Source organism: Cellulosilyticum sp. ST5, from assembly GCF_046529625.1.
In the GTDB taxonomy this organism is placed as follows: Bacteria; Bacillota; Clostridia; order Lachnospirales; family Cellulosilyticaceae; genus Cellulosilyticum; species Cellulosilyticum lentocellum.
The window spans coordinates 3,516,870-3,533,970 of record NZ_CP132338.1 but is presented as its reverse complement, the minus strand read 5'-3'; the positions used below and the strand labels follow the sequence as shown (position 1 = coordinate 3,533,970).

Here is a 17,101-nt window from a genome sequence, read left to right as displayed (position 1 = left end):
TAAAGCCTGTTCATATCCCAATTATATTTCATGTTAAAAAAATCATGTTTCATGTAGTGGATAATTTTTAAGAGCAGATTTTTGATAAAGTGAACCCAAGGGAATTTGTCCTATATAACTCAATAGAAAACGGAGGATTTAGAAATGAAAAAATTACTGGTACTTATAATGATACTTACAATGACACTTGGCCTTGTAGCTTGCAAAGGAGACAATATCACGCCTGCAGGGGCTACTTCCGAAACCACACAAGTCGAGGAAAAGGAATTTACAGCAGAGCAGCAAGCCCTTGCCCAGGAATTTATAAGCATGGCCGAAGAATTTGATGAAGTCGCTGACAAGGTAAATGCAAGTCCGGAGCTTTTAAGCAATGAGGAACTTGTCACTGCTATGAATGACCTTTCCAATGAAATTATCAAGGCGGATGAATACTTTGCCAGTCCGGAAACGCTCACACCTGAGGTTATGGGTGCCCTGACGGTAGCCATTGATGTAGGCCGCACATTCATCGCTGAAGCCAGTGACGCGTTAGATGAAATCGAAGATTAAGATTTCCTGATTTTAAGATAATCATGCACACAAATTACAAAATGGGCAGACAGACAAAATCGTGGTCTGTCTGCCCATTAAAAAAATAAAAAAGGAGGATTTATTATGCTACCAACTTCCATCACAATTGCCGTAATTATTGTAGCCATTGTTTTATGGATTATCTCCATCCAGCGCAGACTGGTGGTGTTGGATGAGAATATCAACAATGCCATGAACCAGATAGGGGTGCAACTTTCAGGACGCTTTGACGCCCTGATGGCTCTTTTGGATTTGACAAAGGGCTATGCCAAGCACGAAAGTGAAACACTGATTGAGACAATCAAATCAAGAAGAATCATCATTATGGCAAAATCAACACCAGATGATGTGATGCATCAGGAAGGGATTATTTCCGAAGCCTTGGGCAGGATTGCCATGGTAAAGGAGCAATATCCAGAGCTAAAGGCAAATCAGGCCTATATCAAAACCATGGATGCGGTGCAGACCTTTGAAAATATGGTGCGCACCAGCTGCCTGATCTACAACGACAGTGTAACCAAGCTGAGCCGTGAAATCCGAATGTTCCCAGTTTCCATCATTGCCGGAATGCTAGGCTTTCAGCAAAGAGAGTATCTCGTGGAACAGGCTGATAAGGTGGATATGCTCAGCATGAAATGAGGTACTCTATGTGCAAAAAAGTGAACTTTCCACCTACGGCATCGGCTATAAACAGTCCAATACGGCATTTACGGACATTGTAGGCCATTGGGCAAAGGAAGATATTGAGTTTGTGGTAAGCCGTGGATTATTCAGCGGCACTTCCAACACTATCTTCAGCCCGAACACCGCCATGACAAGAGGAAACTGTGAAGCAGATACAGATGGCAGGCATAATCAGAGGTAAAAAAGGCAATCTCTTCGACCAGCAGGGTACAGCCATAGGAGCTGAGGTAGCCGCGGCATTGCGTTGCTTTGTAGAGCTAGCAATTTCCAGTGACACAGCGCAGGACTGGATGATGAACTCTACAATTTAATCTTGCAAAATAAAAAAGTCAGCATTTATAGCATTTTGCCAAAGTGCCGTGAACTACACTCCTTGCCCTATATTTTCAAGGAAAATGCATATGGAGCTGGAGAGAGAAACTGGTATCAAGCAGCAAACTATTAGCTACCACGACCGTCAGATTGTACTCAAACTTAAGAGTTAATTAGGTTACAAGAAGAATACTTATCTGGCAAAAAGCATTTGGAAGGTGATACTTTTTCTACTATGGCAGAACCGTCCCTAGTTTTATGTGCCATGGTGCTACTAGCAAGTTTAGGTTATTTCCAAAAACATAGTGGATGCTCTAGATAATGGATGAAATAATAAGAGGCATAGTTATTATAGGAGGAAAGTGGTCTCATATAGTGGCTATGTCTTTTATTGTGAAATTAATTGATGGTTGCAAATATTGTAAATATTACATTGAAAAGACTAGCAAATAATAGTATAATTTACCGGATAATAATTACTAACTGTAGCGGAAATGGAGGAAAAGGTGATGATAAAGAATATTAAAGTAAAAACTAAAATGATTATCTTGAATGTTTTAGTATTAATTACGATTATTTTGACAGCAGGCTACTCACTTTTAGAGTTACATATAAGTAATAGGGTTTCCTTAGATGTATTAGAGAAATCCATTAGAGAAAAGTATGATGATAATATTCAAAAGCAAGTTACAGGAGTAGTGACTTTATTAGATCATATTTATAAGCAATATGAGGCAGGAGAATATACCTTAGAAGAAGCTAAGACTTTAGGAGCAGATTTAGTTAGAGACATGAGATATGGTAATGGTGGGTATTTCTGGATTGATACTGTTGAAGGTGTGAATGTCGTGTTACTCGGATCTGATACTGAGGGTACCAATCGTTATGATGCAAAGGATGTTAATGGTTTTGAGTATATGAAAGCCATCATTAATGCAGGACTAGGTGAGTATGGTGGTTATGTGAATTATCATTTTCCTAGAGAAGGAGAGACTGAGCCGAGTCCAAAACGTTCTTATAGCATTTCATTTGAACCTTTTAACTGGGTAGTAGGAACAGGTGATTACACTGATGACATTGACCAGTTAGTTCAAAAGTATGCTGATCAAATCCATAATAAGGAGAGGCAAACAAGAAATATGCTATTTGCGGGTGCACTCCTTATGATCATCCTTGTGGGTAGTATTACTATGAGTATCACTACAGGTATTTTAAAAGTATTAAAAATTACTAAAGAACAACTGGGTAAATGGGGCAAGGGTGATTTTACAACTGAATTACCTCAGCGTTTTTTAGAACGTAAAGATGATTTTGGAGAATTAGCTGCGGCTATGGAAGAAATGAGAAATGCAATAAAATTACTCGTTGGTAGAGTTAAAGGTGAAGCCATAGGTATAGGAGAAGTAGTTCAAGAGGTGAATAAAAAGGTAGTCGTACTTAATGGTGAGATAGAAGAGATTGCTTCTACTACTGAGGAATTAGCAGCAGGAATGGAAGAAACAGCAGCTTCCTCAGAAGAAATGGCCGCTACCTCTCGTGAGATTCAGCATGCAGTTAAGAGTATTTCCGAAAAATCGCAGGAAGGTGCTGAACAAGCAGAAAAAATTAGTGAACGTGCAGCAACTATTAAGCTAGAAACACAAAAAGCAAAAGAAAAATCTGCAATGATTCATCATGAAATACGAGACAAGCTTAATGAGGCGTTAAAGAATGCGCAAGTTGTGGAACAGATTCAAACACTTTCGGATTCTATTATGAATATTACCGCACAGACGAACCTTTTAGCGCTTAATGCATCTATAGAAGCAGCTAGAGCAGGTGAAGCAGGAAAAGGATTCTCTGTAGTAGCTTCTGAGATTACTAATCTAGCGAATCAGTCTAAAAGTACGGTTATTCAGATTCAAGAGATTACGGAGCAGGTAATGAATGCGGTTAATAATCTAGCTAACAACTCAAAAGAATTACTAGAATATGTAGGTACAGATGTTTCTAAGGACTATGAAACATTCCTAGAGGTAGCAGATACTTATAGTGCAGATGCTAATTATGTAGATGATCTAGTAACTGATTTCAGCTCTACAGCAGAGGAGCTATTAGCTTCTATTGACAACATTATGTTGGCTATTGATGAAGTAGCAAAAGCAGCTACAGAAGGTGCAATGGGTACAACGAATATAGCTGAGAAGAATACCAATATTATGACTACATCTAGTGAAGTAGTTGCAGGTGTTCAAGATTCTATGAAAAGTAGTCTGGTACTACAAGAAGAAATTTCTAAATTTACAGTGTAATTGAGCTGCTTAAAGTCGAAGCATTAATAGGAATAGCTAAGGACGCGGTAACCTAGTAGGTAGGGGTTGCCGCTTTTCTTTTATAGTAAAAGGGACATACCATGTTTCAAAATAATCTGTCATAAGACCGGAGTCATTATCAAGATTGAGAAGGCATACTGAGAATCTAATACGATAGTTTCCCTCTTTGATGAGATTATAGCGAAGGGTATTTAGATTCATGGTATCCTTTAGATAGAGAGTGTAAGGATGACGAGTAGAATTGGCTTCTATGTCACCATTAAAGGTTGAAACCCAGTTGCCATTGTCATTATATTCGATATCAAAAACATTACTTACACCAAAAGGATCTTCGTAGAAGTATTTAATAGTTAAGATAGGGTCAGGTTCATATGTATTTTTTTCTAAGGTAAGTTCCCCTTTAATAGGCTGCCTACTAGGTTCTTTGTCTACTAGTTTAAACTCATAGTAGGTTTCATAAGCTTCTTTTGTAGCACGGTTAAAGAAAGGTTTAACAATGCGATAAGTACCTGCTTCTTGAAGGGGATACCAAGCTAGGTCTAGATTAATAGATTCTCTGCCAGTCTGAGTCTCTTTATAAAATTCACCAAAGCCATTGTTAGCTTGTACAAGAGGCCCCAAGGGCTCTACTACATACCATTCATTATTAATTAATTTTTCTAAGTGACACTGAAAGCCAGAAATATAGTTATTTTCTGTATCCACCACCATAAAGTCAGCACGTATAAGACCTGTCCCCACGGGATATTCATCATTAGTACCTTCTAATTCACTATAGCCCACAGCTAGTTTAGAACCATCAGCAAATTCCCCAGTATAGTCGTTAAGGGCTTTCCAAGACTCCTTCTCTGGATCTATATAAGGTGCAGTTTCGTAATAAGTATCATCATTATAGTCTCTTTCACAAGCTGTAGCAAAGAGACAACAAGCTATTAATAAAGAAAATTTTAATAAATGATGCATAGCATACATCCTTTCGAGTGTTATAATAGTTTTATTCAGAAAATTATAAAAATATTATAACATACATAGAACAGCAATACCTATGTAAATATAAAAGAGAAAATAAGCCGAAATAAAGTAAGGTATTAAAGAGGATGGACATATGGCAACTGTTGTAGGGTATGATGTAGATGTTAAGACAATGAAAGTGACGTCAATGCCTTAGAAGGAGTCAATCAAAGATGAAAAGAGGCTGTAACATGGGTGAAGTAGTAAGACGAGGCTATGTACCAAGTGATAGCAAAGAGTTTAATGAAGCAGCACTTCAAATATTAAATAATGCGGGGGAAGATTTATATTACTTGCTAAATAGAAATTATAAGATTAAGGGAGCTTCTACTTTTATAGGCAATCATTATATGCTGAGTGAAAGGCAGCGTTTAGCTCTTGTGAGAGCTATATCCTCGCAGGTAGATTTAGAGATAAGAAAGATGAAGGAATGCCAGAGTCCTATAGAAGAAGTGAATATAGATGGCTTTAACACCATTATTACCTTAGAAGTAGCTTTGTCAGGGTCGCTTTTAGTAAAGGGGATGGATGGGACCATTAGAGATTTAGCAGGCTTAAGGGGAACCTATAGACTTATTGATAAAACTAGGATAGCCATTCAGTATTTATTGGAGACATTGGAGGAGAAAGGGATTAAGAAAGCTCATATTTTCTTAGATGCGCCAGTATCTAATTCGGGGAGACTTAAGCAGCTGATTTTAGAAATGAGTGAGGCATATCCGCTAGAAGTAAGGGTAGAAGTGATTAATGAAGTAGATGCAGTGCTTTCAGGGTTAAAAGGAGTTGTGAGTAGTGATGCTATTATTTTAAATAAGTGTGAAAGCTGGATCAATCTCAATGCGTCCATTATTGAAGAGAAGATACCAAGTAGTTGGTGCATAGACTTTTGTAACTAGAGATAAGGGAAGAATTACTTTCGATATTACAAAAGGTCCTCGTGCCACTCAAGTAGAAAACGTTACAAAAGCATAATCATTAAAAGTGATTAGGATAAAGCTGTTGTGGTAGTGATTGGAAGATTATTACTGCAACAGCTTTTTACATGTTTAGAAATATAGGCATTTATTGCATGAGGCTATATAGCGTGTCATGGTTAGTGTTGCCATGTACTATTAAGTTAGGTATACTATTTTTGTCGTTTAATTATTATTTTTATCATTTAACGATAGAACGATTATACCTAAATATAAATCTTAAATAGATGGAGTAGGGCTTAGGATAATCAAAAGGAGACCAAGATGGAAGAAAAAGTGAAGATAGATATACCCAAATATCAGCAAATTGCAGTAGATCTTGCTTTTAAAATTGTGAAGCAGCAATATAAAGTTGGGGAAAAAATATATGCAAGATCCTCTATAGCGAGTCAGTATGGCGTATCACCAGAAACAGCAAGACGTGCCATTTGTGTTTTAGCTGATTTGGATATTGTAGATAGTACAAAGGGCAGTGGCGTGGTTATCAAATCTTATGAAAATGCAGTACAATTTGTTAAACAGTACCAAGAAGTACATACCATTAATGATCTCAAAAAAGAAATCATGAACGATATCAATCGTCAAAAAAAAGAGGTTGAAATACTGTATGCTCATCTATCGGAGCTGATTGATAAAACAGATCGTTTTCGTGCAATCAATCCATTTGTACCTTTTGAGCTTGAGATTACAGAAGATACACCTTATCTGAATCAATCAATAGCAGATATTAACTTTTGGCACAACACAAGCGCTACGATTATAGGCATTAAAAGAGGAGATAGACTGCTTATGTCACCTGGGCCCTATGCAACTCTATGTAATGGAGATATATATTATTTTGTAGGGGATGAGGACGCCCTAGAGAAGGTTCGCATATTTTTATATCCTCATAAAATATAATAAAAAGCACACTTTAGTCACTTGTGACAAGGTGTGCTTTTTTTGTGAATTAAGTAAAGTTTTTTGACAAAAGTAACAACTTCATGTTATCATAAAGTTGTTACTTTGAAAGGGGGATGTAAATGATAAAATTTGAAAATGTAACTAAAAAGTTTAAAGATACAAAAGTGCTTTCTGATATTTCACTAGAAATTGAAAGAGGACAGCTGGTGGTACTTATCGGAGCCAGTGGTTGCGGGAAGACAACTACGCTTAAGATGATTAATAGGCTTATAAAGCCAACAACGGGGAAAATCTTGATTGATAATAAAGATATTAGTATGGAAGATGTTATTAAGCTAAGAAGAAATATAGGTTATGTCATTCAACAAACAGGCTTATTTCCCCATATGACTATCAAGGAGAATATTGAGATTATACCAAGAGTAGAAAGGAAGGATTCGAAAGAAATCACTCAGAAAACTTATGAGTTAATGGAGATGGTGGGTTTAGAGTGTGAAACCTTTTTACATAGATATCCTACAGAGCTCAGTGGAGGGCAACAACAAAGAGTTGGGGTTGCTAGAGCATTTGCAACAGATCCAGATATTATATTAATGGATGAGCCTTTTTCTGCATTAGACCCTATTACAAGAAATGGCTTGCAAGATGAGCTTGTACAGTTGCAGTCCAAGCTTCGTAAGACAATCGTGTTCGTAACCCATGATATGGATGAGGCTATTAAGATAGCAGATAAGATTTGTATTATGGATAAAGGTAAAATTGTACAGTATGATACACCAGAGAATATCCTTAAAAGTCCAGCAAATGATTTTGTATCTGAGTTTGTAGGCAAAAATAGAATTTGGGCTTCACCTGAGCTTATTAAGGCTCAAGATATCATGCTAGATACACCTGTAACTTGTGATGAAAAGGATACCGTTTTTAGGTGTATAGAGAAGATGAAGTCACGAAAAGTAGATAGCCTCATGGTGATTGATTCAAAGATAAAAACTTTAAAAGGGATTATTAATACTAATCAACTTAGACTTATAAAGGATCAGTCTAGAAGCATTGAGTCCATTGTGAAGACCGACTATTTATCAATAAATTGCGAAGACAACATGATTGATGTTTTAACAATGATAAATGAAAATAATCTTTCAACCGTTCCTGTGATTAATCAAGATAAAAAACTTTGTGGTGTGATTACAAGAAGTAGTTTAGTAACAACACTTAGTAGGCAATACATAGAGGAGGGGGAGTAAGATGAACTTTTTTGAATATATCTCATCGAGTAGTAGTCAAATCATAGAATTACTAGTGGAACATATCAAGCTCACTACTTTATCAGTTGGGTTTGCCATATTAATAGGTGTTCCATTAGGCATATTAATCTGCTATATCAAGAAACTTAATAAACCTATACTAGGTATTGCAAACGTTATACAAGCTATACCCAGTATGGCACTCTTAGGATTTGCAATTCCTTTCTTAGGCATTGGCACATTACCAGCCATAGTGACAGTAGTGCTCTATTCTTTATTACCTATCATAAAAAATACTTATACGGGAATTAATAGTATCCCACCTCAAACCATAGAGTCAGCAAGAGGTATTGGTCTGACAAAACTTCAAATATTATTTAAAGTACAAATCCCATTAGCGCTTCCTGTTATAATGGCAGGCGTAAGAATTTCAGCTGTAACAGCAGTAGGATTAATGACAATGGCAGCCTTTATTGGTGCAGGTGGACTTGGCTATCTTGTATTTTCAGGTATTAGAACGGTCAATAATAATCAGATTTTAGCAGGTGCAATACCAGCGTGCTTACTTGCACTTTTAGTAGACTTCTTAGTAGCAACTGTTGAAAAGCTTGTAACACCCATTAGTTTACAAAAGGTAGATGCGGCCAAGAGTAGACTTTCAAAGTTATATTATAAAGTGATTTGTGTGGTAGTAGCAGCGATGCTTGTAATATTATTTTTATTTAGTACAATAGCAGCACCTAAGAAGGGTAACAAAATCATTACAATTGGCACAAAGGATTTTACTGAACAAATGATCTTAGGACATATGGTAGCTGATTTAATTGAAGATAGGACAGATATTACGGTGGAGCGTAAGATTAATCTAGGTGGAACACAAGTGTGTTTTAGTGCACTAACAAGTAATGCTATTGATATGTATATTGAATATAGTGGAACAGCTTATGGAGATACCCTAGGCAATCCGCCTATTAGTGATATGAAAGAGGTATACGCTACGGTTAAAAGAGATTTTAAAGAGTTATATAATATAGAAGTTTTAAAACAGATGAACTTTAATAATACCTATGCTTTAGCTGTAACAAAGGAGGTTGCTAATGAGTATAACCTTAAAAAGATTAGTGATCTTAGCCAATATAGCGGCCAATTGGTATCAGGAACAACCTTAGAGTTTCTTAATAGAGAAGATGGTATGATGGGATTAACTAAGAGGTATAATCTGAAATTTAAAGAATCCATCGGATTAGATGGCTCTCCTAGATATATAGCTTTGATGAATAAAGAAGTTGATGTGGTTGATGCCTTTTCAACAGATGGCTTATTAAAGAAATTTGACCTAGTTGTACTAGAAGATGATAAAGACTTCTTCCCACCCTATTATGCTATACCTATTGTACGTGATGAGACTATAGAGCGTTATCCAGAGATTGTAGACATTTTGGATGAATTAGGTGGCTACCTTAATAATGAAACAATGATCAATCTGAATTATCAGGTAGATGAATTGCAAATAGAACCAGAGGTAGTTGCAAGACAATTTTTAGTGGACAATAATCTTATTGATTAGATAGAAGAAGTTACAAAAATGCCCTATGTTATCATAGGGCATTTTTGCAAAGCTGCTCGCAAGCACCTTTTATAATAAATCTTAGAGCTGGCTCATAATATGCTTCATCTACTATAGATCTTCTAGGAGCTAAATAAATAATAGAATGTACAACGGAAAGAATGAGGTTAGGGTCTAAGTTAAATTGAATACCGGAGTCTTTAATAATTTGATTAATTAAAGAGGCTTCTTCATCAAGATGCTGTTTTATAAAACCCGGAGGTAGTTTTCGTATCAGATAATCAAGTTCATGCTCCATAAAATGAAGTAAGTTGGAGGATTCTAGAACCTGACAAGCATAAAATAGAGCTTCTTCTAAACGTTCAGAGGGACTAAGATCCATTCTCGTTTTTAGGATAGTTATGGCATGGTCATAAATTTCCGTTTCGATTTCATGAATCGCTTCGAAAAAGAGCATTTCTTTGCTTTCGTAGAATTTATAAAAGGCACCTTTGGAAATAGAAGCACCTGCAACCAGTTGATCTACAGTGGTTTTTTTGACTCCGTATTTAGTAAGGCATTCTTTAGCACAAGCTTTAAGCTGCTTATGGATAATCTGTATTTCATTTTCTGAAAAAGCTGTGGCCATATGAACTCCTCTTTTCCTAATATAAAATAGTGAAAATTTTTTTGAATCTTAATATAAATAGTAACACCATATGAAAACAAGTGTCAATAACTGACAATAATATCAGCAGAAAGGCCTGCTTTAAGGTGTTTAGAACCCTCTGTTACTTGAATATGGGCTTCTACAACAGTATCACCATCTTTTAGTGTAGCGCAGCCTGCTATTTGAGAAATAGTGCCAGCAAGTACAGGCTGTGAATCCGTATGTCCAGCTAGAGAAATGGAAACAGGTTGACCTTCTTTGACTAAGCTTAAAGATTCCTCAGGAATATCAGCTAAAATATAAAGAGAATCTTGAGAGAGCAGCTTACCAAGGATGCCATTAGTACTAGATAGATCACTGCCATTCATAACGGCAATGTCATAAACCACCATATCATTAACAGGGGCAATGATGGTATTTTCTCTTAGATAAGGTTCATCTAGCTTACTTTTCATGTTACTAATGGTTTCTTCAAGAAGTGCTATTTGAACACGAAGCTTTTCAAGACTAGTAGATTTTTCTTGGTCAGTATTACTTATTTGAGATCTAAGACTCTTAAGCTCATTAGATAAGGTGTTTACTTCTAATGTGCGTGCATCTTTTATTTGCTTTATGGCAGAAGAAGTAGCTTCTATTTTTTGCAGGATAGCCTTATAAGCTTGCTCACTGGCCTCTAATTCCTGCTGAGCAAGAAGCCCATTTGTAAAAAGCTCTTGATTAGTCTCATATAAGCTTTTAGCGGTAGTAGCCTCTTTTTCCAAAAGCTCTAATTCACTTTCCAGAGGAATAATTTCAGGGTCACTGTCTTGTTGGAGATACTTCTTCTTTAAAGCTAGATTTTCGGAAGTAGCATCATACTGGGGCAGCTGAGGGTTTAGGCTTTGCTCTAGATTTTTTAATTGAATTTGTGCTTCCTCTAGTTCTTTTTCCTTAGAACTAATTTGAAGGAGGTAATCAGAGAAATCCAAGGTAAATAGGATATCATCCTTTTGAAGGATGTCACCATTTTTCACATGGACAGCAGTTATCTTAGCCGGAAAATCTAAGGTGATAAGCTGAGGATTATCAGCAGTAACATCTCCATATAGGACAAGTGAAGCAGGGGGAGCAGCTACTTCTACAGAGGTGGGTTCAGCAGTATTGCAACCGGAAAGAAGTAGCAAGCTACTAAGTACTAAAAGAAAAAGTTTATTAAGTTTCATAGTTAAAGCCTCCTATTCTCTATTTTTAAGCGCCTCAGTAAGGCTGATTTGATTAAGATTATTTTTAAGTAGTAGGGTGGTAAAGGCGTAGCTCAGTGTCATCATGACAAAACCTAATACATAAGAAAAAGGATTTAAGCTAGGCAAGATGTATTGGTCCATGGACTCAAAGATACTATCAAAGAATAGTTTGGTGAGATTGTAGCTAGCAGGGATAGCAAGTAGATAGCCTATTAATAAGAAGCAGTAATTACCTTTTAGATAAAGAGCGGATACTTCCTTGGGATGATAACCGAATATTTTCACCATAGAGATATTTACCTTACCTTTATCAATCATCATCTTCATTAGCATGTAGATCACCACAATGAGGATGATACTGGCAACTACGATGATAATGCTAGTAAAGACGGTAATAAGCATGGTGAAATTTTTCATACCATCTACCATTTTCTGCTTATTGGTTTCGCTTAGTACTTTAGTATCCTTTATGTTTAGAGGACTATAAGTCATGAGAGCATTGGAGCTATTTTGATGTAGGCCTAAGATATGGTGATAATTAGGCAGCGATGTATATAAGTATAGACCATAATCATAAGGAGCCAGTCCCTTTACACAGACCTGATAGGTTTTATCACTATCTTGGTCATCATAAAGGGTGAGGGTATCGCCTACTTGAATACCAAATTTGTAATAAACGCTAGGGGAAATCAGTATCTCATGCTGGCCTAAAGTCTGTAACTCAGGCATGTTGAAGAAAGCACTTTGAGGGTTAATGCCTTGCAAAGTAAGGTTTTTGTTTACTCCCTTATAATTGAATTTCACATTGTATAGCGCGGTAAGCTCACCTTGCTGACTGTATTTGTGTAAATCCTTTGGACTATAAAAAGTATAAAGATTGTCATAGGGAATAGAGTTGGGGAGTTCATTCATATAATCCACGCAAGAATCCTTCATGTACAACCCTGTAAATAGGATAAACATAGAGAGAGTAGCGCCTAAGAATAAAGCTAAGATACTTCCAAACTCTCTCATCATAGATTTCAAGCGAAAGCGTTTAAAGAAGGAAAGACTTCCAAAGGAGAAAAGCTTTTCGACCCGTGACACTTTCATATTGGAATGACTGCCTCTCAGAAGTGAAAGAGGTGTTTGCTGCAGGGCTTTTCTAACATAGATAAAGGTGATACCCAAAGTAAGAGCAATAGGTAAGATAATGCCTATTACCACCAAATACCAGGGTGTAACCAGGATCACATGAGGAACTGTATACTGACTTGATTGAAGGATAAGTAAAGGGCCAGATATAACAAGGCCTAGTAAATAACCAATAACAGCGCCTATTACAACCAAGAGGGTAGGAAGCATTAAATAGTAGCTTAAAAGTTCCCTGGCATTGATGCCTTGAGCATAGAGAATACCAATGATTTGACTTTCACTTTGGATGGTATTACGTATGGAAATAGAAATAATAAAACCAATGATACAAAGCAGTAAGACGCCTATAATCAGTGAGATAAGGCTAGGTGCACTGGCATCATTATAAACAGTAGTCATACGGCTATTATCTTTGCGTTCTAGAAAAGAAACTAAAGAAAGATTTTTTTGAAGGTAATTTTTAAATGATGTCGTATCTTTGGAGGTAGTTTGATAACTGTATAAGGTTGCTTCTGCATTCTTTTGTTTGACGCGTTCATAGCCATCAGGCGCTAAGTAAGCTATGCCAAAACTATTTGCCATCCCCATAAAGTCCCCGGGATTTTTTAAAGTATAGACATAATCGGGAGATATACCATAGCCACTGATTCTAAAGGAGGCACCTGATAAGGTAATAGAGTCACCTATTTGATACCCTAAGGCTTCAGCAAATTTAGAGTCTAGGAGAATTTCCTCTGAAGAAGAAGGAAAGATACCATCTAATAGTGCCACTTGATTAATAGAACGGTCCAGAGAAAAGACCCGAAGAATAGGTTCATTAGGAAGGGTTTTTATCTTGACATCTGTCAATAGGACCTCTTCTAAGGTAAGCTGAAAGCGGTTTTCTAAGGTGCGTATTTGTTTAGCTGAGAGTGGACTTTCTAAGGTGAATTCTCCATCTTCAGCATGGTAGTCCATATAGAACTTATCTACTGCCAGGATATAGCTGGTAGATGAACGATTAAAGCCTATAATGACCATGCTGCTTAATATAATAAGTAAAATAAAGCTTAGATTTTTGATTCTATTTGCTTTAAAATCGCGTAGCATTCTTTTAAAATTCAAGGCTAGTACCTCCTTACCAGTCAATTTCCGCTATGGTTTTTCTCGTTTGATTCAGCTCATTACTTAAAATCTTCCCATCCTTGATACGAATGGTTCGATGGGACATAGCCTGAAAGGCATCATTATGGGTAATCATCAAGATCGTTGTATGATAATTACGATTGATTTCTTCAAAAAGTGCTAAAACCTCTTTGGAGGTTTTGTAATCAAGGGCACCAGTTGGTTCATCACATAAGAGCAGCTTTGGATTCTTCACTAAAGCTCTAGCAATAGCCACACGTTGCTGTTGACCACCAGAAAGCTGAGAAGGAAATTTGTGTGTTTGTTCAGTAAGGCCTACTTTAGTAAGTAATTCATCTATGTCTAGAGGCTCTTTTCCCAAGTGAGAGCAGATTTCTACGTTTTCTCTCACTGTTAGATTGGGAATAAGATTGTAAAACTGAAAGACAAATCCTACAGTATCCCTGCGGTAAAGGCCAAGCGCCTTAGGTGAGAGTGTAGAAATTTCCTTACCTTCTACTTTGAGACTTCCAGAGGTGGCGGATTCTAGTCCACCTACAATATTCATTAAAGTAGACTTGCCAGAACCAGAAGGCCCTAAGATAACAGCTACTTCACCTTGGTGAATATGAAAAGAGACATGATCCATTGCGTTAAAGTTACCAGCTCCGGTTTCATAAGTTTTCACTAAATCAGTTACTTCTAAAAACATAAAAGCCCTCCTCACTGTATGACTAAAAATATAATTATAGTCATATGGTATGACTTTGACGGCAGAATGTCAATAATAATATAAAAATTTTAAATAAAAATTAAAATGGCAATTGACTCTTACACTGTGGTATACTTTATACTCAAATTGAGCTCAAAAACACATATATGTGAGGTAAAAATAAATGTTAAAAATAGGGGAGTTTTCAAAGTTATCAAGGATTAGTATTCGTATGCTTAGGCACTATGATGAGATAGGACTTTTGATGCCTGAGATGATAGATGATTTCACAGGCTATCGTTATTATAGTGAGGCGCAGCTGCCCGTAGTGAATCGTATTACAGCGCTGAAAGATATGGGCTTTAGTCTAGCTATGATTGCTGAGATATTAGAAAGCTACACAGATCAAGAAGCACTTAAGAAATATCTCATCATTAAACAGCGTGAAGTGTGTGAGAAGCAGGAAGAAGTGGGTAGAATGCTAAGACTCCTTGAAACGACTATCAACCGATTAGGAAAGGATGAAGCAGTTATGAAATATAATGTTACTTTAAAAGAGTTACCAAAACGAACAGTAGCAAGTGTAAGACAAGTGATTCCATCTTATAAGGCAGAAGGTATGCTTTGGGGAATCCTTATGGAGGAATGTGGACCGCTTAATGTGCAAGCAGATGACCCTTGTTATACCCTTGCAATCTTCCATGATGCTGAGCATAAGGAAAGTAATGTAGATGTAGAGATACAAAAATCAGTAAAAGGAAATTACTCTAATACTGAACATGTCATCTTTAAAACAGTAGAGCCTATTTTAATGGCATCAGCTACTTATAAAGGAAGCTATGACCAGATAAATGAAGTCAATGAAGCCGTAGCTAATTGGGTGAGGGATAATGACTATGCCTTTGATGGTGTATCATTTTGTATTTATCATGTAAGCCCATATGAAACACAAAATCCAGATGAGTTAGTAACAGAAGTGTGTTATCCAGTTAGAAAAAAATAAATAATATTCAGCTAGTTAGATAGGTATGAGAGAAAGCGGCAACCAAGTATATGTGATACAAGGTGCCGCTTTTTTGTTAAAAACCCCTTGCTTATTTAGTATTTATGGTGAACTATTTTAAAAAACAATATTAATCTTTGATTTAAGATTGTTTTAAGGTTTCCGAAATATAATTCTATTGCATTAATAATACACTTAAATGAAGGGGACATATATGAAGAAAATAGCAACTAAGATTATGAGTCTATCGTTACTTAATACCGTGGTGATTGCAGTGATTAATGTAGGTGTTTCTATCTATATGAATAATAATAGGAATAACACTATGGATATGATGACATCGAATCCACCAGGACAAGCTGGAGAAAATATAGGACAGGGAATGAAAAAATTAACTTCTTTGATGCCAACTCCTATTTTAATAGGTCTAATCGTATCTCTAATCATAGGAGCTGTGGTAGCGTACATATTAGGCCGCTCCATTGCTAAACCTATTACGCAAATTACCGAGGTGTCTAAGCAAATGGCACAGCTTGATTTAACTAAAAAAGATATTTTAGAAGCGCTTGCAAAGCGCCAAGATGAAAATGGTATCTTAGCTAAAGCATTAGGAAATACTACTGAGGCCTTTAAAAATATTATTCAAAAACTACAACATACAGCAGGAGTCCTCAATACCCAGGCTCATGATATAGGAGAGAGGGCACAGGAAAATGCTACAACTATTACACAAATGTCTGCTGCCATTAATGAGGTAGCATCAGGAAATAGCACTCAAGCTCAGATTATTCAAGATATCAATCAAACCCTTCTAGAGGTGGCAGCCTTGATTGATCAGGTCACAAAAGAAACCTCAAGCTCAGCAGAGGGTGCAAGTCAATCCTTAAAGATTATAGAAGAAGGAGAAATGGCTGTTAAGAAGCAAGAAGATAAGATGAAAGAACATGTAGCTTTATCAGGTGAACTAAATGAGTCCATGGAAGCATTAAAAAGTATGATAGAAGAAGTAGCAAGCACCATGGAGGTTATTACAGCTATTGCTAATCAAACCAATTTACTTGCACTAAATGCTGCTATTGAAGCAGCTAGAGCAGGAGAAGCAGGAAAAGGCTTTGCAGTGGTAGCAGCAGAGATTAGAAGCCTGGCAGAAGAGTCAGAAAAAGCTTCAAAAAATATTGTTGCAGTGATAGAAAAAACAACAGATAAGGCTAGTCAGGTAGTAGAAAACATAGGATTATCTCATGCACTTGTGAAAGAGCAAGAGGATTGTGTAGTGATTACAGAAAGAGCCTTTAGTGATATCAAAGCTTGTTATGAGGACATGGTCTTAGGCCTTAAAAAAACAGCTAATGGGATGCAAAAGGTAAATGAAAATTCTCAAAGCATTTCTAATCGTACACGAAATATGGCAAAGGTAGCTGAAGAATCGGCAGCAAGCATGCAAGAAGTAGCAGCGGCAGGACAAGACCAACTCAAAGGTATAGAAAAAATGGAGATATCTTCAAAACAACTAGCAGCAATAGCAGAGCAATTAGATAGTGCTATAGGAGAATTCAAAATTGCTTGATGCGCTTTAACAAAGCACTCTGGAAGGAAAAGTTTTCTTTCGGAGTGCTTTGTTTTTGTAAAATAATAAATAGTTAGAAAATTAGTGCAAATTTGATGCTCTTGTAATAAAATGGGTTTATAGTAGTTACAT

Annotated in this window: 15 protein-coding genes; 10 read left to right on the top strand and 5 right to left on the bottom strand. The window is 36.6% G+C overall.

Translation table 11 applies throughout. From position 1 onward, the window contains the following. Positions 1-144: 144 nt before the first annotated feature. The 4 genes from QTL86_RS17085 to QTL86_RS17070 all read left to right on the top strand — a co-directional run bounded on the left by QTL86_RS17085 (position 145) and on the right by QTL86_RS17070 (position 3,857). On the top strand, positions 145-549 hold the full coding sequence (locus QTL86_RS17085; RefSeq protein WP_410495567.1) for a hypothetical protein: 405 nt from the start codon (positions 145-147) through the stop codon (positions 547-549). Positions 550-654: 105 nt separating this feature from the next. Beyond that, positions 655-1,209: a LemA family protein gene (locus tag QTL86_RS17080; protein WP_410495566.1), complete on the top strand. Its 555-nt coding sequence runs from the start codon at positions 655-657 to the stop codon at positions 1,207-1,209. 10 nt (positions 1,210-1,219) lie between these two features. Next, positions 1,220-1,435 (top strand): S-layer homology domain-containing protein, encoded by a 216-nt coding sequence (locus QTL86_RS17075; RefSeq protein WP_410495565.1) that lies wholly within the window; start codon positions 1,220-1,222, stop codon positions 1,433-1,435. 640 nt (positions 1,436-2,075) lie between these two features. Then, complete coding sequence (locus tag QTL86_RS17070) at positions 2,076-3,857, top strand: methyl-accepting chemotaxis protein (RefSeq protein WP_410495564.1); 1,782 nt, start codon at positions 2,076-2,078, stop codon at positions 3,855-3,857. 36 nt (positions 3,858-3,893) lie between these two features. Here QTL86_RS17070 and QTL86_RS17065 read toward each other — a convergent pair whose 3' ends face one another. Next, entirely contained in the window at positions 3,894-4,841 is a 948-nt protein-coding gene (locus QTL86_RS17065; protein WP_410495563.1) for an immunoglobulin-like domain-containing protein, read from the bottom strand. Between the two features lie 221 nt (positions 4,842-5,062). Here QTL86_RS17065 and QTL86_RS17060 point away from each other — a divergent pair, with 221 nt between their 5' ends. From QTL86_RS17060 to QTL86_RS17045, 4 genes are all read left to right on the top strand, one after another. Next, complete coding sequence (locus tag QTL86_RS17060; RefSeq protein ID WP_410495562.1) at positions 5,063-5,785, top strand: DUF434 domain-containing protein; 723 nt, start codon at positions 5,063-5,065, stop codon at positions 5,783-5,785. A 342-nt stretch (positions 5,786-6,127) separates the two neighbouring features. Further along, positions 6,128-6,763 carry a TrkA C-terminal domain-containing protein gene (locus QTL86_RS17055; protein WP_013655242.1) on the top strand — a complete coding sequence of 212 codons (636 nt, stop codon included), beginning with the start codon at positions 6,128-6,130 and terminating at the stop codon, positions 6,761-6,763. 122 nt (positions 6,764-6,885) lie between these two features. Further along, on the top strand, positions 6,886-8,010 hold the full coding sequence (locus tag QTL86_RS17050) for an ABC transporter ATP-binding protein (RefSeq protein ID WP_410495561.1): 1,125 nt from the start codon (positions 6,886-6,888) through the stop codon (positions 8,008-8,010). Position 8,011: 1 nt separating this feature from the next. Further along, positions 8,012-9,577 carry a glycine betaine ABC transporter substrate-binding protein gene (locus QTL86_RS17045; protein WP_013655246.1) on the top strand — a complete coding sequence of 522 codons (1,566 nt, stop codon included), beginning with the start codon at positions 8,012-8,014 and terminating at the stop codon, positions 9,575-9,577. Positions 9,578-9,608: 31 nt separating this feature from the next. Here the strand turns inward: QTL86_RS17045 and QTL86_RS17040 are convergent, their stop codons facing one another. The 4 genes from QTL86_RS17040 to QTL86_RS17025 all read right to left on the bottom strand — a co-directional run bounded on the left by QTL86_RS17040 (position 9,609) and on the right by QTL86_RS17025 (position 14,399). Further along, the gene (locus tag QTL86_RS17040; RefSeq protein WP_013655247.1) at positions 9,609-10,205 is read right to left on the bottom strand and encodes a TetR/AcrR family transcriptional regulator; all 597 of its coding nucleotides are present in this window, start codon (positions 10,203-10,205) and stop codon (positions 9,609-9,611) included. An 83-nt stretch (positions 10,206-10,288) separates the two neighbouring features. Beyond that, complete coding sequence (locus tag QTL86_RS17035; protein WP_410495560.1) at positions 10,289-11,428, bottom strand: HlyD family secretion protein; 1,140 nt, start codon at positions 11,426-11,428, stop codon at positions 10,289-10,291. A gap of 12 nt (positions 11,429-11,440) precedes the next feature. Continuing rightward, positions 11,441-13,687 carry an FtsX-like permease family protein gene (locus QTL86_RS17030; protein ID WP_410495559.1) on the bottom strand — a complete coding sequence of 749 codons (2,247 nt, stop codon included), beginning with the start codon at positions 13,685-13,687 and terminating at the stop codon, positions 11,441-11,443. A gap of 13 nt (positions 13,688-13,700) precedes the next feature. Further along, positions 13,701-14,399, bottom strand: a complete 699-nt coding sequence (locus QTL86_RS17025) for an ABC transporter ATP-binding protein (RefSeq protein WP_410495558.1) — start codon at positions 14,397-14,399, stop codon at positions 13,701-13,703. 184 nt (positions 14,400-14,583) lie between these two features. On the opposite strand from QTL86_RS17025, the gene QTL86_RS17020 reads away from it, so the two are divergent. Both QTL86_RS17020 and QTL86_RS17015 read left to right on the top strand, forming a co-directional pair. Next, positions 14,584-15,402 (top strand): MerR family transcriptional regulator, encoded by an 819-nt coding sequence (locus tag QTL86_RS17020; protein ID WP_410495557.1) that lies wholly within the window; start codon positions 14,584-14,586, stop codon positions 15,400-15,402. Between the two features lie 214 nt (positions 15,403-15,616). Then, positions 15,617-16,969 (top strand): methyl-accepting chemotaxis protein, encoded by a 1,353-nt coding sequence (locus QTL86_RS17015; RefSeq protein ID WP_410495556.1) that lies wholly within the window; start codon positions 15,617-15,619, stop codon positions 16,967-16,969. Positions 16,970-17,101: the final 132 nt, after the last annotated feature.